Source organism: Izhakiella capsodis (assembly GCF_900115045.1).
Taxonomy (GTDB): Bacteria; Pseudomonadota; Gammaproteobacteria; order Enterobacterales; family Enterobacteriaceae; genus Izhakiella; species Izhakiella capsodis.
In genome coordinates, this window is the sequence record NZ_FOVC01000001.1 from 375,875 (window position 1) to 396,444 (window position 20,570).

The 20,570-nt window shown below is 52.4% G+C and carries 16 protein-coding genes and 1 pseudogene; 12 read left to right on the forward strand and 5 right to left on the reverse strand.

Features of this window, described 5'->3' with window-relative positions:
* Nucleotides 1-98: 98 nt before the first annotated feature.
* The gene (locus BM191_RS01755; protein WP_092874303.1) at nucleotides 99-998 is read right to left on the reverse strand and encodes an SDR family oxidoreductase; all 900 of its coding nucleotides are present in this window, start codon (nucleotides 996-998) and stop codon (nucleotides 99-101) included.
* Nucleotides 999-1,423: 425 nt separating this feature from the next.
* Between BM191_RS01755 and BM191_RS01760 the strand changes: the two genes are divergently transcribed.
* The 3 genes from BM191_RS01760 to BM191_RS17355 all read left to right on the forward strand — a co-directional run bounded on the left by BM191_RS01760 (nucleotide 1,424) and on the right by BM191_RS17355 (nucleotide 4,212).
* Nucleotides 1,424-2,875 (forward strand): catalase, encoded by a 1,452-nt coding sequence (locus BM191_RS01760; protein ID WP_092874306.1) that lies wholly within the window; start codon nucleotides 1,424-1,426, stop codon nucleotides 2,873-2,875.
* Between the two features lie 360 nt (nucleotides 2,876-3,235).
* Nucleotides 3,236-3,628: a hypothetical protein gene (locus BM191_RS01765; protein ID WP_177203273.1), complete on the forward strand. Its 393-nt coding sequence runs from the start codon at nucleotides 3,236-3,238 to the stop codon at nucleotides 3,626-3,628.
* A 458-nt stretch (nucleotides 3,629-4,086) separates the two neighbouring features.
* Nucleotides 4,087-4,212 carry a hypothetical protein gene (locus BM191_RS17355; protein WP_269017613.1) on the forward strand — a complete coding sequence of 42 codons (126 nt, stop codon included), beginning with the start codon at nucleotides 4,087-4,089 and terminating at the stop codon, nucleotides 4,210-4,212.
* Between the two features lie 241 nt (nucleotides 4,213-4,453).
* Here the strand turns inward: BM191_RS17355 and ldcA are convergent, their stop codons facing one another.
* Nucleotides 4,454-5,380, reverse strand: a complete 927-nt coding sequence (gene ldcA / locus BM191_RS01775) for a muramoyltetrapeptide carboxypeptidase (protein WP_092874308.1) — start codon at nucleotides 5,378-5,380, stop codon at nucleotides 4,454-4,456.
* Between the two features lie 124 nt (nucleotides 5,381-5,504).
* Between ldcA and emtA the strand changes: the two genes are divergently transcribed.
* The 9 genes and pseudogenes from emtA to BM191_RS01815 all read left to right on the forward strand — a co-directional run bounded on the left by emtA (nucleotide 5,505) and on the right by BM191_RS01815 (nucleotide 13,843).
* Nucleotides 5,505-6,152, forward strand: a complete 648-nt coding sequence (emtA, locus tag BM191_RS01780; RefSeq protein ID WP_092874311.1) for a membrane-bound lytic murein transglycosylase EmtA — start codon at nucleotides 5,505-5,507, stop codon at nucleotides 6,150-6,152.
* A 239-nt stretch (nucleotides 6,153-6,391) separates the two neighbouring features.
* Complete coding sequence (locus BM191_RS16965) at nucleotides 6,392-6,514, forward strand: glycine zipper domain-containing protein (RefSeq protein WP_230479479.1); 123 nt, start codon at nucleotides 6,392-6,394, stop codon at nucleotides 6,512-6,514.
* A gap of 13 nt (nucleotides 6,515-6,527) precedes the next feature.
* Nucleotides 6,528-6,776 carry a GlsB/YeaQ/YmgE family stress response membrane protein gene (locus tag BM191_RS01785; protein ID WP_092874314.1) on the forward strand — a complete coding sequence of 83 codons (249 nt, stop codon included), beginning with the start codon at nucleotides 6,528-6,530 and terminating at the stop codon, nucleotides 6,774-6,776.
* 778 nt (nucleotides 6,777-7,554) lie between these two features.
* A complete protein-coding gene (locus tag BM191_RS16970; protein WP_230479480.1) occupies nucleotides 7,555-7,872 on the forward strand; it encodes a glycosyltransferase family 2 protein in 318 nt (105 codons plus the stop codon).
* 610 nt (nucleotides 7,873-8,482) lie between these two features.
* Nucleotides 8,483-9,731 (forward strand): annotated as a pseudogene (locus BM191_RS01795) (oligosaccharide flippase family protein); the annotation flags it as partial.
* A gap of 330 nt (nucleotides 9,732-10,061) precedes the next feature.
* The gene (aguB, locus tag BM191_RS01800) at nucleotides 10,062-10,949 is read left to right on the forward strand and encodes an N-carbamoylputrescine amidase (protein WP_092874317.1); all 888 of its coding nucleotides are present in this window, start codon (nucleotides 10,062-10,064) and stop codon (nucleotides 10,947-10,949) included.
* Nucleotides 10,927-12,021 carry an agmatine deiminase gene (gene aguA, locus BM191_RS01805; RefSeq protein WP_407927850.1) on the forward strand — a complete coding sequence of 365 codons (1,095 nt, stop codon included), beginning with the start codon at nucleotides 10,927-10,929 and terminating at the stop codon, nucleotides 12,019-12,021. Before aguB ends, aguA begins: the two co-directional genes overlap by 23 nt.
* A 267-nt stretch (nucleotides 12,022-12,288) precedes the next feature.
* Nucleotides 12,289-13,491 (forward strand): diguanylate phosphodiesterase, encoded by a 1,203-nt coding sequence (locus tag BM191_RS01810; RefSeq protein WP_092874320.1) that lies wholly within the window; start codon nucleotides 12,289-12,291, stop codon nucleotides 13,489-13,491.
* Nucleotides 13,492-13,633: 142 nt separating this feature from the next.
* Nucleotides 13,634-13,843: a CsbD family protein gene (locus BM191_RS01815; RefSeq protein WP_092874323.1), complete on the forward strand. Its 210-nt coding sequence runs from the start codon at nucleotides 13,634-13,636 to the stop codon at nucleotides 13,841-13,843.
* A gap of 55 nt (nucleotides 13,844-13,898) precedes the next feature.
* On the opposite strand, the gene glgX is transcribed toward BM191_RS01815, so the two are convergent.
* The 3 genes from glgX to treZ are packed head-to-tail and all read right to left on the reverse strand — an operon-like array spanning nucleotide 13,899 to nucleotide 20,347.
* Nucleotides 13,899-15,974 carry a glycogen debranching protein GlgX gene (glgX, locus tag BM191_RS01820; RefSeq protein WP_092874326.1) on the reverse strand — a complete coding sequence of 692 codons (2,076 nt, stop codon included), beginning with the start codon at nucleotides 15,972-15,974 and terminating at the stop codon, nucleotides 13,899-13,901.
* 54 nt (nucleotides 15,975-16,028) lie between these two features.
* Nucleotides 16,029-18,563: a malto-oligosyltrehalose synthase gene (gene treY, locus BM191_RS01825; RefSeq protein WP_092874329.1), complete on the reverse strand. Its 2,535-nt coding sequence runs from the start codon at nucleotides 18,561-18,563 to the stop codon at nucleotides 16,029-16,031.
* On the reverse strand, nucleotides 18,560-20,347 hold the full coding sequence (gene treZ / locus BM191_RS01830) for a malto-oligosyltrehalose trehalohydrolase (RefSeq protein WP_092874332.1): 1,788 nt from the start codon (nucleotides 20,345-20,347) through the stop codon (nucleotides 18,560-18,562). The genes treY and treZ overlap by 4 nt, the downstream gene beginning before the upstream one ends.
* Nucleotides 20,348-20,570 lie beyond the last annotated feature (223 nt).

Sequence of the window (20,570 nt, forward strand, 5' to 3'; positions counted from 1 at the left end):
CTCAACCGAGCAGCTTTCTGCGTTCGGGAACTAACGTTTCATCCCGACAAAGTGCATCAAGCCAACCCTGAGGCTGGCTTGATGTGAAGCATGAGTGATCACAATGTGCCTGTACCGCCGTCTGAACACCATACCTGGCCAGAGGAGTAGCTACTTTCAGCAGAGGCCAGAGTGACGTAGAGCGGCGCGATCTCCACCGGTTGTCCCGGTCTGCCAAGTGGCGTGGTGGCACCAAACTGAGTCACTTTATCCATAGGCTGACCTCCACTGGACTGCAATGGTGTCCAGTACGGTCCGGGTGCAACGGCGTTGACGCGGATCCCATCTTTAGCTAACTGTTGAGCCAGTGTTTTGGTGAAGGTGATTATGCAGGCTTTAGTCTGAGCATAATCCAGTAGGATTTCGCTGGGATTAAATGCCTGTACCGAACTGGTATTGATAATTGAAGCGCCGCGTGGCAAATAATCCAGAGCGGCTTTTGTGATCCAAAACATTGCGTAGACGTTTGTTTTAAATGTCGCATCAAAGTCTTCGGTCGAGAGAGTACGTATCGATTCATTATACTGCTGACGGCCAGCATTATTAACCAGAATATCCAACCCCTTCAGCTGCTCTGCTGCGCTTTGTACCATCTGGCGACAAAATGGTTCGCTGCGGATATCGCCCGGCAGTGCGACCGCTTTGCATCCTTCTGCTTTAATCAAAGCAATGACTTCTGCTGCGTCTGACTCCTCCTCCGGCAGGTAGCTGATGGCAACGTCGGCACCTTCACGAGCATAGGCGATGGCGACTGCCCGGCCAATACCGGAATCGCCACCTGTAATTAGCGCTTTGCGTCCCTGGAGCCTGCCCGTTCCGTGGTAGTGTTGCTCACCGTGATCGGGGCGGGGCGTCATTTTACTGGCCAGCCCGGGTGCAGTCTGGGGCTGCTCAGGAAAGGGGGGCGCCGGATAGTCGTTTGTTGGTACTTTATCAGTTTGATTAATCTGCGCTGTCATCGTTATCTCCACTCATGAAATGAAAATTAATTATAGACAGCGATCTCATATTTGCCGTTGTCAGACTAAACGTGGGTCATTGGCACCTGTGGCAGTGGTTTCTGTTTGTACTAATAAATTATCAATTTTTTCTTTTAATCCCCATTGTTTACCAATTGATAAATTATCAGCTCATTATTGGGCGGGCATTCGTGGGAAAAAGTGGCATATTTAGCCCCAGGTGAACGAACCGCACTGGGTATGCCTGAAATATTGTGAGCACTGATTAAGGGTCTGGCGATGCTCGAATAATTAACCGACCAGAATGACTTCATGCACGCATGTTTAATTTAGCTATCAACATAATCGTTGTAATAAATTATCGCGGTGACCTTTTCCTGTTTAGAGTAGAAATCAACTGGTTACATTTATGCTGGAGATTCATAATGAGTAATAAAATGAAGACGCTGACCACTGCCAGTGGTATCCCGATTGCTGATAATCAAAATTCGCGCTCTGCTGGCCCGCGTGGTCCGCTTATGCTGGATGATTTCCATTTGGTAGAAAAACTGGCCCATTTTAACCGTGAGGTTATCCCTGAGCGACGTGTGCATGCCAAAGGCTCCGGTGCTTTCGGTAGCTTTCGTGTGACGCAGGATATTACGCATCTGTCACGGGCCGCGCTGTTTTCGGATATTGGTAAAGAAACGCCCGTTTTTTTACGTTTTTCCACCGTGGGCGGTGAGAGAGGATCTGCGGATACCGAGCGCGATCCGCGCGGCTTCGCCGTTAAATTTTATACTTCTGAAGGTAACTGGGATCTGGTGGGTAACAATACCCCGGTTTTCTTTATTCGCGATCCGTTGAAGTTTCCTGATTTTATCCATACGCAAAAGCGCGATCCGGCAACTAACATGAAGTCGCCGCAGATGACCTGGGACTTCTGGTCACTCTCGCCGGAGGCGTTGCATCAGATCACAACGCTGTTCTCCGATCGTGGTATTCCTGATGGCTATCGCCATATGCATGGCTTCGGCAGCCATACTTACAGCCTGATTAATGCTCAGGGTGAGCGGGTTTTTGTTAAATGGCATTTTAAGACGCTACAAGGGATCCGCAATCTTAGCGTTGAGGCTGCAACCGAACTGGCTGGCAGCGATCCTGACTATGCGCAGCGTGATTTATATGAGGCGATTGAGCGCGGCGATTATCCGCGTTGGCGGGTTTGTATCCAGGTCATGACGGAAGCCGAAGCGGCGGGACGGGCTGAAAATCCGTTTGATGTGACAAAAACATGGTCTCAGAAGAGATATCCGTTACAGGAAGTGGGCATCCTCGAGCTTAACCGCAACCCGGCTAATTATTTTGCCGAGGTTGAGCAGGCCGCCTTCGCTCCCAGCAACGTTGTTCCTGGAGTCGGTTTATCGCCGGATAAAATGCTTCAGGGGCGTGTATTTGCTTACGCCGACGCACAGCGTTATCGGGTTGGTACCAACTATCAACAACTGCCAGTTAATGCGCCGGCTTGCCCTTATCACAATTATCAGCGCGATGGTGCGATGCGCTTTGATGGAAACGGCGGCGGCAGCGCGAATTATGAGCCGAACAGCTATGATACAGAACCAAAGCAAAATGCAGCCTTTCGCGAGCCAGCATTAAATTTTAGCGGCGCAGCCGATCGTTACGATCACCGTGAAGACGATGACTATTACAGTCAGGCCGGTGCTCTCTATCGGCTAATGAACGCCGAACAGAAAAAAATTCTGACGGATAATATTATTCGGGCGATGGCCTCGGTTAGCCTTGAGGTTAAGCAACGGCAGGTTGCTCATTTCTTGAAGGCGGATAAAGACTACGGTAATACTATTGCCCAGGGCTTGGGCATCAACAAGATCTGATGTTTTACTTCTTATCAAAGGGGATTGTATCCATCGCTGTTTAGGCGACATTGATATGCTGAGCTCATCCCGACCTATTAAGGGTGCCGTTGGCGCCCTTGATATTGGCGCGCGGACCCGGTCAACGGATGTCTCTTCTCACCATTTCCCCCAATGAATATGCCCCTTAAAAGGCCACCCTATTTGTCAGCAGCGAGTAATTTTGTTACCGATTGATGCCACTGCTGCCCGCCATTTTGTGCATACTCATCTGGCAATCACGTAGCCGGTACGCAAGTGGATTTCACGCTATATCCCTTATTTTGCGGGGTAGCGTAAATTAAGTTCCGGCTAAGAAAAATTTCATAAAGAGAGGATCTTGTGCCTGTTTACCTTTCGGCTGGCCTGATACTGCTTGTTGTCAGCCATGCAGCTTTCGCTAAAGGGAACTATGAGTTTCAATTAACTTGCCCGGGACGAGCCACGATGACGGTTTCGAGGGATGATTACGGCATCAGTACCCTGATGTGGCCTGAGCATCAGTTTGAGATCGCCGCAGGCGAAACGTTCTCACAGCTGACGAGTGGTGATAGAGTGTCGGTCACGCAGTTTCGCAATGGCGACCAGATGATGGTGGACGATCGTACTGAGGAAACGTTTTTTTCCTATGCAGGTAGCGATAAGATTATCTCCTGTGTGCGTAGTGCTGATTTTGATATGCATGGCGTCATGCTGCCGCCATGGGAACCACCGGCCAGTAGTCTGAGTAGCTGAATGTAACGCTGCCTGGTATGGCTATCAGGACGGAATTCAGACCCGTGGCTCAGTGGATTATGATCCAGACCCACCTTTCCATACCGGATGGTTGGTATCCCGTTCAGTAGCGCTGCTGGCTCACCAAAGAAATGACGCGTCATCGGTTAACAGCATTTGCATTTCAGCCTGATCGAGGTTAAGCGGCGAACTTTCGGCTTCGCCGATAATCGCCAGCCAGCGGGATAAATCAACTTCTTGTCACACGTCGTCGTAGGTAGTGGTGCTCAGCAGTATCACATCGGGTCGCAGTGACCGGTAAAAGTCGAGGCTAAGATGTAAATCCGTGACATTGCTGTCTTCTCCCAGCATCGTCACCCACCTGCGTTATACAGCGTTAGCGTATCGCCAACCAACAAACAGGTTTACCCATTCGGCAAGACTTACAGATAGCTGGGGCTGCCAGGCGTTGGCATGACATGGAAGCTACCGCAGTGGACTTCGGGGTGGCGGAAGATGCCATCTGGTTGCGCATAATGTGTTATGGCATCCTGGGCTTTATTATGACAGTAAAGCGCTTCATTGAAGCGCTCTGGCAGCAATGACGTTGATGGATCCGCCAGGTGGCAGTGAGTCAGATAGTGACAAAACACCCCCCCTTTTGTTCAATAGCCTGATGATCCAACGGGTTTTGCATACGGGAAATCAGAATATTGCCGCGGGTATGTTTCAGTAAAAAACCGTGTATTATCATCGGCGACATCACAGTGCTTTTCGCTACCTGTTGGGGAACCACACCTATGAATCATCATAAAGCTGGATCATGGCGCACTCCTGCAACAGCGATTAACGCAGTGTCGGGTGGCCTGAAAGCGTCAAGCTGCAGTGTGTTTCCTTCACCTGCAGATGCGCGCAGGCACCCAGCGGTAACGTTACCGTATCTCGATCATGGCCAAAAGGCAGGCCGGTGATTATGGGTAAACCGGTTCTTTCGCTTATCAACGCCCAGACGCTGTCGAAGTCGTAGCCATTATCATATTCGGTCAGCTTGCTGCCGCTAAAATTGCCGACGATGATGGCGACCTGGCGTGCGAGTATGCCGCTGTCCGCCAGTTGCAACAGCATTCGTTCAGTGCGAAAAGGATGCTCATTAACATCCTCGATCACCAGAATACCGTTTTCAATCGTCGGTAACCACGGTGTTCCCACCAGAGAGGCCAGCATGGCCAGATTCCCTCCCCAGAGGGTACCGCTGAGATCCAGCTGCCTTGCCGATGTTTGCCACTCAATCTGTAATGCAGGAGAAGTCAGCGCGTGCCAGAAGTGGCTGAGCGTAAACTCAGATAGATGCTCAGCGCCAAAATTACCCACCAGCATTGGGCCGCTAAAACTGATGATGCCGCTCTGACTGAGTAGCGCCATCTGCACGGCAGTAAAATCGCTGTGACCGCAAAGCGCCACAGGCTGGTGGCGTAATCTGGCGGCCAGTGCGGGAAAATTCAGCGCGGGTAGCAGCCGTGTCGCGCCGTAGCCGCCGCGAACCGCCAGCACTATATCCGGTAACTGTGTGCAATCCTGCAGATACTGCCAGTCGGCCAGGCGCTGCCCATCGCTGCCTGCGAAGCGCTGAAACCGACGATTAATCACCTCTTCGCCGCTGACCTTAACGCCCAGATGACGGAAATAGTCGATGCCGCGTCGGGCTGCCACCTGATTATTGCAGTAGCCGGAGGGGGCGATGAGTCGCAAATGTCGAGCCGCTGGAGTCGTCATGATTGAAATTCCATTCGATATCGCGAAGTCAGCAATGTTTAAGTCACTTTAAGATTATCGGTATTTTTATCAGAATTACAGCCTGATATGATTGAGCGCGAAACGGCGAATAAGGAATAAATGGGTGAAGAAACGTACGCTGCCCTTTTGCGTTTTAATTTTACTGCTGGCCGGATGCGCCAGCGAGCAGGCTTACCCTCCTCATCAATCGACGGCCCTTGAGCATATAACGCCACTGACCGAAGCGCCACTCCGTAAAAGGGTTGATAGCTGGTCAATGTTTACCGAGCAGGCGTCAAAAATTTATGGCGTCGATCAGAAGCTGATCGACGCGATTATCAGCGTAGAGTCGGGGGGCGATCCGACGGTAGTGAGCCGCTCTAATGCCATCGGTCTGATGCAGATCAAAGCCTCCACGGCGGGCAGGGAAGTTTACCGTTATCAGGGGCGTCACGGGCAGCCAACCAGCCGTGACTTGTGCGATCCGGCCATTAATATTGATATTGGTACTGCCTATCTCAGCCTGTTGCGGGCGAAATCGCTGGCGGGGATACGCGATCCAGAGACGATGCGCTATGCGCTCATCGTCTCTTATGCTAACGGTGCGGGGGCGCTGTTACGCACCTTCTCGTCCGACCGTGAAAGGGCGATTACCAAGATTAATGCCATGTCGCCCGAAGCGTTTTATCAACATGTTCAGCGCAATCACCCGGCGGCCCAGGCACCGCGCTATTTATGGAAAGTGATTACCGCCTATCGCACTATCAGTTGATAAGACTATCGATTTTCTGCTTACTACCGTGGGGAAATCAATCGTGATTAATTTCGTTTCGTTCCCTGTGCGTATGTGATTATTCAGAGAATACTCTTGCTACTGATTTTTCCATCTATACTAAGTTTCGTCATTTTCGTTATATCGATATCAGGAGTGATGATATGGTAAACAGAAGGCAGGTAAGAGAGGTCGTTGAACAGAGCAATGCGCTGGTGGGATGAACCCGTTGTACAGCCATGAGCGAAGCGTGTCATCTGACCCGGTTATTCTGTCGCTACATTGAAGAACATCCTTGGGCTGGCGTTGGCATCGGTGCCACTCTCGGATTAGTGGTTGGTGCATTACTGAGTTTTAAATAAGGAGAAAAAACAGATGGGCATTATTGCGTGGATTATCTTCGGTTTGATTGCCGGTATTCTGGCGAAATGGATCATGCCGGGAAAAGACGGTGGTGGTTTTATTGTAACCGTGGTTCTGGGGATTGTTGGCGCGTTGGTAGGCGGCTGGATCAGCACCCTTCTGGGCTTTGGCAAAGTTGACGGCTTTAACATCGGCAGCTTTGTTGTTGCGATTGTTGGCGCGTTGGTGGTGTTGTTTATATACCGAAAACTGCGCAGTTGATTGGCAGAATACGAACAAAACGCGCAGGTTTCAGCCTGCGTGTTTTGTTTTCCTTTGATTATCTCGTCAGATACTTCTTAGTCTCTCGGAATCCAATACCGCAATTCTCACGCTGCTGTGCTGAAATAATCAGAAGTCGTAGCAAAGGCCGCTTCGTTCGAATGCTTACTCGCTGATAATTGGTATTTATTGTCATGCAACCGGTCAGATTTTGTCGATTAGCCAGCTTATTTGCGCTGAACTGTGATCATCCGTTTTCAGGCTTTTCAGCACGCGTAGGTCCGGCAGGTTGACACTGGCATCGGCCAGAACTGACGACGAAATCGCCTGGCGGTATCTAAACGCACATAAATAGAAAGGGGCGACGTCTGAGGTGATAAGTCAGGCCACCAGCCATGGAGTCTGTGGACTGTTTCAAGTTGCTCTGGAATTTGTCTGATTTTAAATGAGATTGAATTTATCTGAAAAATAATTATCAGATTAATGCGGATGACTTTTCAATTCAGAGACGTCCAGAAGATATATTAATTTTTATGCTTATTAGTATTGACTAATCATTATTGTGAGGTTTTTTAATCGACTGAGAGCAATATATTAAGCATTATCCTAATCATCGTCGTAATAACGCCAGAATGTTGACGCACGCGAAAATAACTTGGGATAATTTACGCTGAGATTAAGTTAAAAACGCTGAGGTATTTATGACAACATAACCTTAGTTGTCGATGATCCTGCCTGCTTATAACGTAGAGAAATACATTCTGAATGTCTGGATTCATTGCTGAAGCAAATTCCTGAACCGAATGAGCTGATCGTCATTAACGATGGTTCCAGTGATAGCACTCTGGCGTTACTGGAAGAGCAATATGCTGACCATCGCCATGTAAAGATCGTCGCTATCCCGAACGGCGGGCTAGGTAATGCGCGCGATACCGGTATTGCGATGGCCAGGGGTAAATTCATTTTCTGCTGCGATCCAGACGACATAGTCTGCGATGATTTCTTCAACGAGCTGGCTAGGGTGACCAGTCAGCACCCACAGCTGGAGCTATTTTGCTTCAATTCTGCGATGTTCGATGACCATAATTCTTCATAAACCCGGTCAAAAGTCGAACATCACCAGTTTGGCTCGCTGCCTTTGGGTGGCGTACTGAGCGACTGACTGCGCAGTGGTGCCTACACCTCCGCCACCTGGAATTATGTACTACGACGGCAGGTCATCATTGATTTCCAGATGAAATATGTCGCCCGGCAGCTTGAGGATCATGTTTATACCCTAGGCATTTTTACATATCCGCCACGCATGGGTCAGCCAGAATATCTGTTACCGCCAGCGTGTGCGTCAGGGAACACTGACCAAAAGCATCAAAGGTGATGACTATTTCCGCCGTCGTTAGGACGCCTTCAGAGAGAGTTATGACAGACTCAACGAGCTGATAACCGATCAACAGGCGTTAAAGCCGCTGCGTCAGCTCTCTTTAATTCACTCATTCCGTCTGATGATCCATTTATCACTGTTAAACGGCGCGCCAGTACCGAGTTACGTCACTGACGCTATTTATACGTTGGGCAAAGAATCTGAAAGCGGGCGGCATGATTGACTGGTGACTGTTAAACAAACCGCAGAGGTATTCTCATTTGATTTGAATTAAACATGGCTACAGATAAGTGGCAATAAGTGGTGTCACGACAGAGGGTTACAGCGAATGGCAAAAGTTTTCGATAAAGGGCTGGTGATAAATTTATTATCGCTGCTGGCTTATCGCGGCGCCTCGTTTATTTTCCCCTTGGTTACGCTGCCTTATCTGGCGCGAGTGCTGGGGGTGGAACATATGGGGCTTCTGGCGCTGGGACTTGCCTGCGTGATGTATTGCAGCACAATTTCAGACTGGGGTTTTAACGTCGACACCACCAAAGATATTGCGCATCACTGCGATGATCCTCTACGCGTCACGCAGCGGTTCTGGTCGACGTTCAACGCCAAGCTGCTGATGGGGGATAACACTATCGGTGTTGTTACTCGCCATCTGCCTACGTCCTCAGTGGCACCCTTTATTTTTCATCGTGCTGGCAAATTCGACGGTGCGGGTCGGCAGTCTGTTTTCGTTTGGCTGGCTGATGCAAGGTTATGAGAAGCTGGGTAAAACCGCGATAATTGCTACCATCGGTCAGTTTTGTCCTATGTCACTGACTTTCCTGCTGGTTAAAGGTCTGGCAGATACCTGGCTGGCAGTCCTGATCCCAAGTCTGACGACGTTCTTTTCTGCTCTGATAACCCTTGCATTCGTTATCAGGATGCGGGTTATTGGTCTTTATCGCGTTGAGCCTCAGGAAATAGGGTCGCGAATTAAGGATAGCGTACACGTTTTCCTGGCGAGTTTTGGCGCCAACATGTTCGACAATAGCAATGTATTATTTCTGGCCAGTGCCACCAATATGTATAGGGTGGGCTTGTATAACGGGGCCGACCGGTTAAAAAAAGCCGCTAACTCGCTGCCTGAACATATTGATAATGCTTTTTTCCCCGCGTGAGTTTCTTATTTAACAGGGACCGTTCGGCGGCGATAGCAGCAACGTGGAAAAAGTATTTTTTGTTCCTTTGTTATCAGCCTTTTTATCGTGGTGTTTGCCTTTTGCTTTGCCGATCTCATTGTTCGCATTCTGCTGGGGCCGGAGTTTCTTGAGCCGGCCAACGTCCTGCGTATTGCCGTCTGCGGCTTTATCTTCGGTAACGTCAGCTATCCGGCCGGTTTGCAGATTCTAATCCCTCACAGACTGGCGCGTCAGCGTATGTACATGATGAGGATCGCCGGCCTGATCAATCTGCCAGTATGCGGTTTACTGGCATGGCAGTTTGGCGCTATCGGCGCGGCCTGTTCATTGGTACTGGCCGAGTATCTGGTATTTTGCGGCATAGTCTGGCTGATGGTAAAAAACGGTATTTTTGCTGCGTATCGGGTGCGCAATCACGCAGCTTTACTGGACGCTTCTCGGGGGAAAAACTTGATAAAATGGTGTGAACAGCGAAGCGTACAACCTGATGAGATCCACTTCCTTTTCGGGCAGATAAAGGCGGAGGGTGTTACACTTCCGGTAACAGCACAGGCCATACCGCGCGGGCGTTTTTTTATTTTGCACACGTATTGGCAACAGGGCTGCGCACGTGTATAACGCCTGCAGCCGGAATGGGCTTCATACGGACAACCTGCACATCAACGTATGCATGAAGGTTTGAGGCCGTTTTTATCACTGAAACTCATTTAACCGAATGGCAAAGAGGGTCTAATGACAAAAGTAACAGTCGCTGCAACTCAGATGGCGTGCAGCTGGGACTTGCCGAAAAACATTCAAAACGCAGAGAAGCTGGTCAGACAGGCCCATGCCCAGGGGGCGCAAATTATTCTGATTCAGGAGCTGTTTGCGGCGCCATATTTCTGCATTGATCAGAGCCCGGAGCATTACGCGCTGGCGGAAGAGGTCCATAACAGTCCACTGATAAAGCATTTCTCCGCACTGGCGGCGGAGTTAGAGGTCGTGCTGCCTTTGAGCCTCTTTGAGCGTGCTAACAATGCTTATTACAATTCGCTGGTCATGATTGATGCTGATGGCCGCGTGCTGGATACCTATCGTAAAACCCATATTCCGAACGGTCCGGCCTACCAGGAGAAACAGTTTTTTGTACCAGGCGACAGCGGCTTTAAGGTGTGGCAAACCCGCTATGCCAAAGTCGGCGTCGGCATCTGCTGGGATCAGTGGTTCCCTGAAACTGCCCGCAGCCTCGCGCTGATGGGGGCAGAAATTATTTTCTATCCGACGGCAATCGGTTCTGAACCGGCCTACCCGGAAATAGACAGTCAGCCCCACTGGACCAGGGTGCAGCAGGGCCATGCCGCCGCTAATCTGGTGCCGGTTATTGCCTCTAACCGCATCGGCACCGAAGCCAGCAAATATGTCGACGGACTGGAAATGACGTTTTACGGCTCCTCTTTTATCGCCGATCAAACCGGTGCGCTGGTTGCTCAGGCCGGAAAAACCGAAGAGTGCGTGCTGGTTCATGAATTCGATCTGCAAGCCATTGCCGCCCAGCGTGCGGCTTGGGGGTTATTCCGCGATCGTCGTCCGGAAATGTATGGACGACTCGCTACGTCTGATGGTAAATCCTGGAGTAAGTGATATGGCAGCAGGCGGCACATTGAGAATGCCCGGTGAGTGGGAACCCCATCAGGCGATATGGATGCTCTGGCCCCATCGTCCGGATAACTGGCGTCAACAGGCCGGCCCTGCGCAGCAGGCTTTTGCCGCTGTGGCTGCTGCGATTAGCGCACGCACACCAGTTTTTATGGGTGTGCCATCCACGATGATGGCGCAGGCGCGGGCCGTCATGGGCGAGGGCGTGACGCTGGTTGAAATGCCAAGCGACGATGCCTGGATGCGTGATACCGGACCCACTGTGGTGGTTTCATCTGATGGTCAGCGTAAAGGTATCAACTGGCAGTTTAACGCCTGGGGCGGTCTAAATGGTGGCTTGTATGACGACTGGTCACAGGACGAAAAGGTGGCGACGGCGGTGCTGGCGCAGCTCGGTATACCGTGCCTTGAGGCGCCGCTGGTGCTGGAGGGGGGCTCTGTTCATAGTGATGGCGAAGGCACCCTGCTGACCACGGCGGAGTGCCTGCTCAATCCTAACCGCAATCCACAGCTGTCGCAGACGCAGATTGAAAGCCTGCTGAGTCAATATCTGGGCGTTACGCATTTCATCTGGCTGCCGGAAGGGGTGTATAACGATGAAACCGACGGTCACATCGATAACATGTGCTGTTTTGTCCGGCCGGGCGAGGTCATCCTGCACTGGTGTGACGATCCGAGCGATCCACAATACGCCCGTTCAAATTCTGCTCTGGCGGTGCTTGAGCAGGCGGTTGACGCCCGTGGCCGTCGGCTGAAAGTCTGGAAAATGCCTGCACCGCCGGTGCAATATGCCCGCGTTGAAGAGACGCGGGATGTTAGCAGTGGTAACGCGATTGAACGCCGCGAAGGCAACCGTCTGGCGGCATCGTATGTTAACTATCTGGTGAGTAATCAGCAGATTATTTTCCCACTGCTCGATGCGAGAACGGACGGTCTGGCGCGCGATTTGCTTCAGCAGATTTTTCCTGGCTACCTGATCACCGGCGTACCCGCGCGTGAAATTCTATTGGGTGGCGGCAATATTCACTGCATTACTCAGCAAATTCCCCGGGGCTAAGCCCGCATCGATAACAGGGAGATAAACGCGAGCGTGGGCGTTTATCTCCCTGTTCATTACCACTCTCATCAACAACGATCCCGGCAACGCATTGTCAGATGCTAAACCATAACGCGATTAAGGCTGGTTGGGTGATCGCGAAAGCGACATTCCCCGCATGCGACCAAAACATGCCACCGGACATCGCCCCGGTCAGGAAGGGTATAACCTGCCGGCATATTCTGTTAACGTGAGCTTCTTATCTTTCCCTGATATCAGGATCTTCCCATGCTCTCTACTTTGATTTATCGCAGTCATATTCGTGACGATGTGCCTTTAAAACACATTGAAGAAATGGTGGCATCGGCGAATAAAACAAATGCGTTGTTCGACGTAACGGGCATCTTGTTATTTAATGGCACCCATTTTTTCCAGGTGCTTGAAGGGCCAGAAAAAGCGGTTATCGAGATTTATAATCGTATCTATGAGGACGAGCGCCATCACAATATTGTTGAGCTGATGCGCGATTATGCCCCTGAAAGACGTTTCGGTAATCTGGGGATGGAACTGTTCGATTTGCGTGAGCATGACAGGGAGAGCGTGCTGAATGTGGTATTGAGCAAGGGAACGTCAACGCATCAGCTGACCTATGATGATCGTGCGCTGGGCTTTTTACGTACGTTCATTGAAGCCACAGAAAAGGAGACGTATTACGAGATCCCACTGCCGGGTCACTGGGTTTTTACCCATGACAAAGGCGAGGAGGTGAAAACTGTCCAGGTGCCGGATGAGTCCGCTGATTGCCGCTTCGCTTTCCAGCCGGTCGTGGATCCCTTTGCACGTGAAATCGTCACGCTGGAGGCGTTGGTCCGTAACCCTGAAGGCGGCCTCTATCTGCCCGATCTGCCACCTGAACGCCTGTATGAAATTGACCTGAGCAGTAAAGTGCAGGCTTTCACGATGGCAAAGCGGCTTGAAATTGGCCGTCAGTCGCTGGCGATTAACCTGCTGCCGATGACACTGGTGAGGGTGCAGGATGCCGTTGAGCGTCTGCTGAGGGAGATCCGGCAGAGCGGGTTGGTGCCGAAGCAAATTATCGTCGAATTTACTGAAAAGGAAGTTATTTCTCGTCCCGACGAGTTTGGCGCGGCGATACGTCAGTTAAAAGCGGCCGGGATTAGTGTAGGGATTGACGATTTCGGCGCCGGGTTTGCTGGCTTGCAGCTGCTGACACGTTTCCAGCCGGACAGGATAAAAATCAATCGCAGCATTATAAATGATGTCCACCGTAGCGGCCCCAGGCAGGCGATTGTCCATGCTATCATCCGCTGCTGCAAGTCACTTGAGATCGGCCTCATCGCTTCGGGTGTGGAAAAGCCGGAGGAGTGGATGTGGCTGGAGGCGGCGGGTATTACCACTTTCCAGGGCCTCCTGTTTGCCGCCCCGGTGCTGAATGGCATTTCACCGGTAGCCTGGCCGGATAATGAATAACGTCGCAGCAATAAGGAATTATCTGTATTTGTTCCGTGAATAAGGCTCAACCCAGATAAAGCAACTATAGTTATTGCTACACAGCCGAATAAACTGTGCATCAGTCTGTCAAATGGCAACACTGACCAAATGGAGAGCCTTTATGAACGAAGATCGTATCAGCGGACACTGGAAGCAGTTCAAAGGAAAAGTGAAGGAAAAATGGGGTCAGCTCACCGACGATGATCTCAGGATGATAGAAGGTAAACGTGACCAGCTGGTCGGACGTATACAGGAACGTTATGGCTACGGCAAAGACCAGGCGGAGAAGGAACTTAAAGACTGGGAAAATTCAAACCGCTTCAAATGGTAATGCGCCCAGGCCCTGGCGCGGGTTATCTCGCCAGGGCAATTAGACTGATTAACATTCAGGGGCGACGAAACAGGGTGATGCTGCCCCCCGGCAGCGCATAATCTATCTCCCGCGACACGACCTGTCCGTGCTGCGCTGTATCGGCGGTAGACAGCTCCAGTATCCAGCCATCTTCCCCAAATTGTGGTATACGAAAATCAACGCTGGCCTGATAAGGATTTAGCAGCATCAGTATTTCCTGCCAGAGCTCTTCCCCGACACTGTCATCGGCGCGTCCGATGTACACGCCGAGTGTCGTCCCCTCTTCCCATTGCTCGGGCAGCTGGAAGCCACCGCCAGCGTTGAACCATTTAATTTCCATACCATCGCGCCAGTTATCGCGGCGTAGTAAGGGTTGTTGTGCGCGCAGGCGAATAATATGTTGAGTGAACGCGCGTAGCGCCTCAGCGCCATCCGACAGATTTTCCCACTGAATCCATGAGAGTGCGTTATCCTGACAGTAACCATTATTATTGCCTCGCTGTGAACGTCCGGTTTCATCACCGGCCAGCAGCATCGGTGTGCCGTGAGAAAAAAACAGCGTGGTAAGAAAATTCCGCTTTTGCCGTTCGCGCACCGAGTTTATCTCGTTATCGTCAGTCGGTCCCTCCCAGCCGTAGTTGGCGGAACGGTTGTCGTTGTGACCGTCGTTATTATCCTCACCATTGTCCTCGTTATGCTTGTCGTTGTAAGACACCAGGTCGTTGAGTGTGAATCCGTCATGTGCAGTAATAAAGTTGACGCTTGCCCAGGGGCGTCTGCCGCGCAGATCGTAAATATCCCCTGAGCCGAGAAGCCGGGCAGCGAAATCACGGGAGACGTTATCGCCTTTCCAGTATTCTCTGACGGTATCGCGGTATTTATCGTTCCACTCCGCCCAACCCGGCGGGAAGCCACCGACCTGATAGCCTCCAGGTCCGATATCCCACGGTTCGCCTATGAGTTTAAGCTGGGCAAGCGTCGGGTCCTGAGTGATGGCATCAAAAAAACCGCCGCGCTGATCAAATCCCTCCGGCTCGCGACCCAGGATAGTACCGAGATCGAAACGAAAGCCGTCAATCTCCATGGTATCGGCCCAGTAGCGCAGTGAGTCGGTCACCAGCTGTAACACGCGAGGGTGTGAGGTATTCACGGTATTACCGGTGCCGGTATCGTTAATGTAGTAGCGCGGCTGGTCAGGTAGCGTGCGATAATAAGAAAAATTGTCAATGCCTCTGAAAGAGAGGGTGGGGCCAAGCTCGTTGCCCTCTGCCGTATGGTTATAGACCACATCAAGAATCACCTCGATACCGGCATCGTGGAACGCACGGACCATATCACGAACGCCTGTCAGCCCGCGAGGGCCATAGTAGCGCGAGGCTGGCGCAAAAAAACCCAGCGTGTTGTAACCCCAGTAGTTGACCCGCCCTCGATCAAGCAGATGCTGATCGTCGGGAAACCAGTGAACAGGCAGTAACTCCACCGACGTCACGCCAAGACTTTTTATGTATTCAACGGAGGCGTTGTGGCCCATGCCGTCATAGGTGCCGCGTAATTCAGCGGGTAGCGCAGGATTACACTGGGTAAAGCCTTTTACGTGGGCCTCGTAAATCACGGTATGGGGCCAGGGGATGGCCGGTCGGCTGGCGTCACGGGTGATAGATTCATGTGAATCGATAACCCGGCATTTTGCGGTAAAAGGGGCGCTGTCCCGGCTGTCGAAGGTTAAGTCGCGATCATCGTGCAGCAAATCATAGGCGAAATGGGCCTCGTTCCAGTCAATATTCCCCACCAGTTCGCGGGCGTAAGGATCGATAAGTAGCTTGTTAGGATTGAAACGGTGACCGGCTTGCGGTTCGAATGGGCCGTAAACACGGAACCCATACAGCGCGCCGGCCTGCAGTCCTGGCACATAACCATGCCAGATTTCATGGGTATATTCCGGTAGTTCCAGTCTGTCTATTTCCGTTTTTCCGTCCGGCGCGTACAGACAAAGCTCTACGCGCTCTGCGTAGGCGGAAAAAAGAGCAAAATTGACACCTTCACCATCGTAATTAGCGCCCAGAGGATAGCTGCTCCCGGCCAGAATACGGTACGTTTTGCGTTCTGACATACATCTCTCCAATCAGATAAAGGGAATTTGCAGGTAAGGCCATAACCTCTCTTTTCAGGCGCTCAGAAGTAAAAAGGGAAGCGGGCCGGAAATGCTGGCGATCTCTATTCTGTTGCTGAGTATCCCCTCCTCGCTGTGAAGCAGGCTGGAGTAGCGTTTCCCGGCCAGCTGTTCGGGTAACATCACCTGCGTACCGGACCAGCAGGCCGAACCGGGCAAATCACAGGTGTCGCGCAGGTCATGGAAAATAAGCCGTGGCAGAATGACAATCAGCACGCTCCGGTCATGCTGGCGGGCGAAGGCAATAACCTTGTGGGAATGTTCGCCGTTGACGGTGAGTGGCAAAAAATCGCCGTCTCTGAACAGCTGCTGATGCTGCTGACGAAAATGCAGCAGGGTGCGGATAACGTACTGTTTAATGCTGCCGTCAAGCCAGCTGCTCTCTGCAGCGATAGTCAACTGGCTCACCGTATCGGTGCGCAGGATCAACGCGGCAAAATCAGGTTCGCGGCGGTTATCGGGATCGACCAGGCTAAAATCCCAGACTTCACTCCCCTGGTAAATGTCCGCAGTGCCCGGCGCCGTCAGTTTAAGGAGCGTCTGACTCAGGCTGTTAACCAACCCGGCGCGAATAAAAGGCTGTAACAAATCGATAAACTCCATCCGCCATGCGTGCGCCGCCGGAGAAAACAGATAGCGGGCATACTCCAGCACGGCGTGCTCATAATCTTCATGGTTATCATCCCAGTGAGTGCGCAACTTCGCTTCGCGAAGCGCTTTTTCGACATAGGGAATAAAGCGTGCCTCCAGCGCGGCCAGACCCTGAGCGTCATCTGCGCGCAGCGCAGGCGGCCATACGCCCACCAGTGCCTGGCAAATCATCCACTCAATGCCTGGCTCTGGTGCCGGGCCGTCAGCCAGCATTTTAACCTGCTGTCGATGAACCTCACGCCAGCGGTTCATCAGCATTGCCCAACGTTCGGGCGCTTCGGCCAGGGTATACAGCCGGGCGCGGGCATCCTCACCGCGTTTGGTGTCATGAGTTGACGTGGCGCACAAACCCTCAGGTTGCAGGTTAACGCGTGTCTGCATCTGGGCGTAAAAACGGGGAAGGGAGAACGTAGTGATGAGTGGATCGGCACCCACCTCATTGAGTGCCAGCGCCATATGCTGACGGTAAAACAGCGTATCCTCCACCGATTTAGCCATCAGCGGGCCTGTCAGCTGTTGGAAGCGGGTACAAAATCTCAGTGCCGTTTCTCGCCCTTCTGGTTGCGGGCCACCGATGAGGATCTCGCTCAGGATACGCAACGCGCGGCGATCGGCGGGTGGGATCCGCGCAGACGCGGTCTGAATGACCTGCTTTAATAGCGACCGGTCAGGGGCTGGCACACCCTGCTGATTGGCATAGGTACGATAAACGGGGAAAGCCAGCAGCAGCTCCCGTAACGCTGTTTCAAGCTGCCCGGGGGCAACCATTTCCGGCTCCGTCGCGGCATAGTCTACCGCCAGCGCCAGCAAGGTAGCGAATTCGCCGGCAAAATTAACCTCGACCATCTGCCGCTTTGCTGCGCGCAGTGAGGCGGCCATATCTTCAGGTCCGGACAGCGTGTTGTTCCAGAGCTGGCGCAGTGCTTCGATGTTATTAGCGTCTATCAGCGCGTCGGGTATCGCGCTGATAAACTCGTAACCGGTCGTGCCAGCAACCGGCCAGTCCACTGGCAAGTGTTCGGCGGCAGCAAGAATTTTTTCGACGATGATATAGCACTGGAGACCGACGGCCTGGCGCAGCTGGATCAGGTAGCCTTTGGGGTCGGAAAGACCATCGATGTGGTCGATTCTGAGCCCGTCAACCGCGCCGCAATGAACCAGCTCAAGAATCAATGCGTGGGTGGCCTCAAAAACCGTTTTATCTTCAACGCGTATGCCGACCAGACCGGTAATTTCAAAAAAACGCCGGTAGGAGAGCGTATGTCGGGCATCACGCCAGCTCATCAGTCGCCAGGGTTGCTGCTGATGAATCCGGGCAATTAGCTGCGGGTCGGTGGTGGGTAAAAGCAGATCCTTACGCCTTTTCCAGCTGGCAGGCGTCAGCGGATAGTACTGATCAAAATAACGCAGTGCAGGATGACCGGACTGTGGGTCAGCGTCAATATGCAGCTCGCCTCTCTTCAGCACCGTGTCAAAGCTGTCACCCAACACCGGCAGTGTCAGCGGGCGTGACCAGTCGATATCGAAATAGTGTGCATAGCGGCTGGCGCGACCGTGTTCAATCAGATCTCGCCACCAGGCATTTTCCAGCGAGGCGGCCATGTGATTTGGCACGATATCGAGTATCAGCTGCAAACCGGCTTCATGTAGTGCGCTGACCAGACGATCAAAACCCTCACGACCGCCCAGTACAGGATCAATCTGACAACAGTCGGTGACGTCATAGCCATGAGTGGAGCCGCTAGTGGCAGTGAAGAGCGGTGACGCATACAGATGGCTGATGCCAAGTTTTTTCAGGTAGGGCACCAGGCCAACGGCGCGATCAAAGGTCATGCCGTTACGAAATTGAAGGCGATAGGTCGCCACGGGTAACGTCATTGGTTTTCTCCACTGTCAAGGCGAACGAGTATGGCATTGCGGGGCAGTTCTTCTGTTGAAGGCGGCCAGGAATAGAGTGTCCGCCCCGGCAGAATGGGTCGCGGATGGCTTTTATCATCCAAATTAATCGCCATGGATAGCGAACCGTTCGGCAGATGCCAGGCAACGACGATCAGCCTTCCCGAAAGATCGACTACGCGTCCGGTATTTCCCTGAGGCTGACGCAAGAGTGGAACGATGTACTGTTGCCGCAGTGCCAGCAGCGTTTTAACCAGTGTCAGCCAGCGTTTGCCGTCGGATGTTTCAAGTTTATGCCAGTCCAGTTTTGAACGTTCAAACGTATCCATCGCGTTCGGGTCCGGAACCTCCGCGTCCTGATGGCCGGCATGATCGGCAAACTCACGGGCGCGACCCTCACGTACTGCGCGCGCCAGATCGCCGTGAAAATCCGTAAAAAACAGAAACGGATTGGTCTCGCCATACTCTTCCCCCATAAACAAGAGTGGAATATGCGGGGAGAGAAGCAGTGTGGCCAGTAACACCGTAACGCTGTCGGCACCGGCCAGCGGCAGTAGCCTTTCACCCAACGCCCGGTTACCGGTCTGATCGTGGTTCTGTAAAAAGTCGATAAACGCCACCGTCGGCTGGGCGCCACTTTTGACACCACGTGGCTGGCCGGACTGCGGCGCCACTTCGCCCTGAAAGGCAAACCCCTCTGCCAGTAGCCGGGCGAATAGCTTTGCCGGTGCGGTGGCAAAGTCTGCATAGTAGGCATGCGTCTCCCCGGTCGCCAGAACGTGAGCGGCATTGTGAAAATCATCGTTCCATTCGGCGGTAAAAAGCAGCGGTTTGCCCTGATTGTCATAAGGGTGAAGTGCGGTGATGTTGCGCGAGTCTTCGCTGGTCAGATGAACGGGCCGGTCAGTGATTTCCTGTCGGATGCGCTCAGCTATCTCGACTAATATGTGCTGTCCGGCGCTGTCTTCAATCTGATCGATTGCGTCGAAGCGCAGACCGTCCAGCCGGTAGGCTTGCAACCAGTACAGCGGTGCCTCAATAATAAACTGACGCGGTGCCTTAGCCGCATAGTCAATGCCGGCCCCCCATGGCGTCATACGCTGTTTATCAAAAAAACCGGAGGCCAGCTGCGGCAGAGAGTTGCCCTCGGGGCCAAAGTGATTAAGAACAATATCCAGCAGGACCGATATCCCCAGCCCGTGAGCCGTATCGACAAAAGCGCGGAAATCATCCGGCGTTCCGTAGGCTGAATGCGGCGCATACATCAGCACGCCGTCATAGCCCCAGCCGCGTGTTCCGCCAAACTGCGACAGCGGCATCACCTCAACCACGGTAAAACCCAGATCGGCAAGATAAGCGAGCTTCTGTGTCGCTGCGTGAAACGTGCCTTCAGGAGTAAAAGTACCCATATGCAATTCGTAAATGACGCTCTCCTCCCAGCTACGGCCTCGCCATTGGCGATTTTTCCACGGATAGCGCCAGGGGTTACAGAGCAGAGACGGGCCGTTGACGTCGGATTTTTGCGCGCGCGACGCCGGGTCAGGCAGTTGCGTACCATCAGCAAGTACAACGCTGTATTCGGCACCCTCGGTGACGCCAGACAGCCGCAGCTCAAACCAGCCATCGCCAACGTGGCTCATGTTTTTGTCAACACCGTTAAGACGGATCGCGAGACGTTGCTGATCCGGTGCCCAGAGGCGAAAGCGAGTTTCTTCCCCCGGCATAATTTCCGCTCCCCAACTGCCGGTAAATGACCCTGGTTTCATCTGTTTTTCCTTGTTCGATTGATGGGCACTCTGAAAACAAACCTGTTTTTTCAGCACCTGGCCCCTGATAACCGCGGGGAGAAACGATTCAAAACGTCAACATAAGGTCGTGCAGCCTGACTGTATGTCGGTGTCTTGTTTATTCGGGCGGCGCTGGCAGCGATAACCTTTAACCGTGGGTGGGTTAACAGATCAATCATAGACCATTGCAGCAGTGATGCTG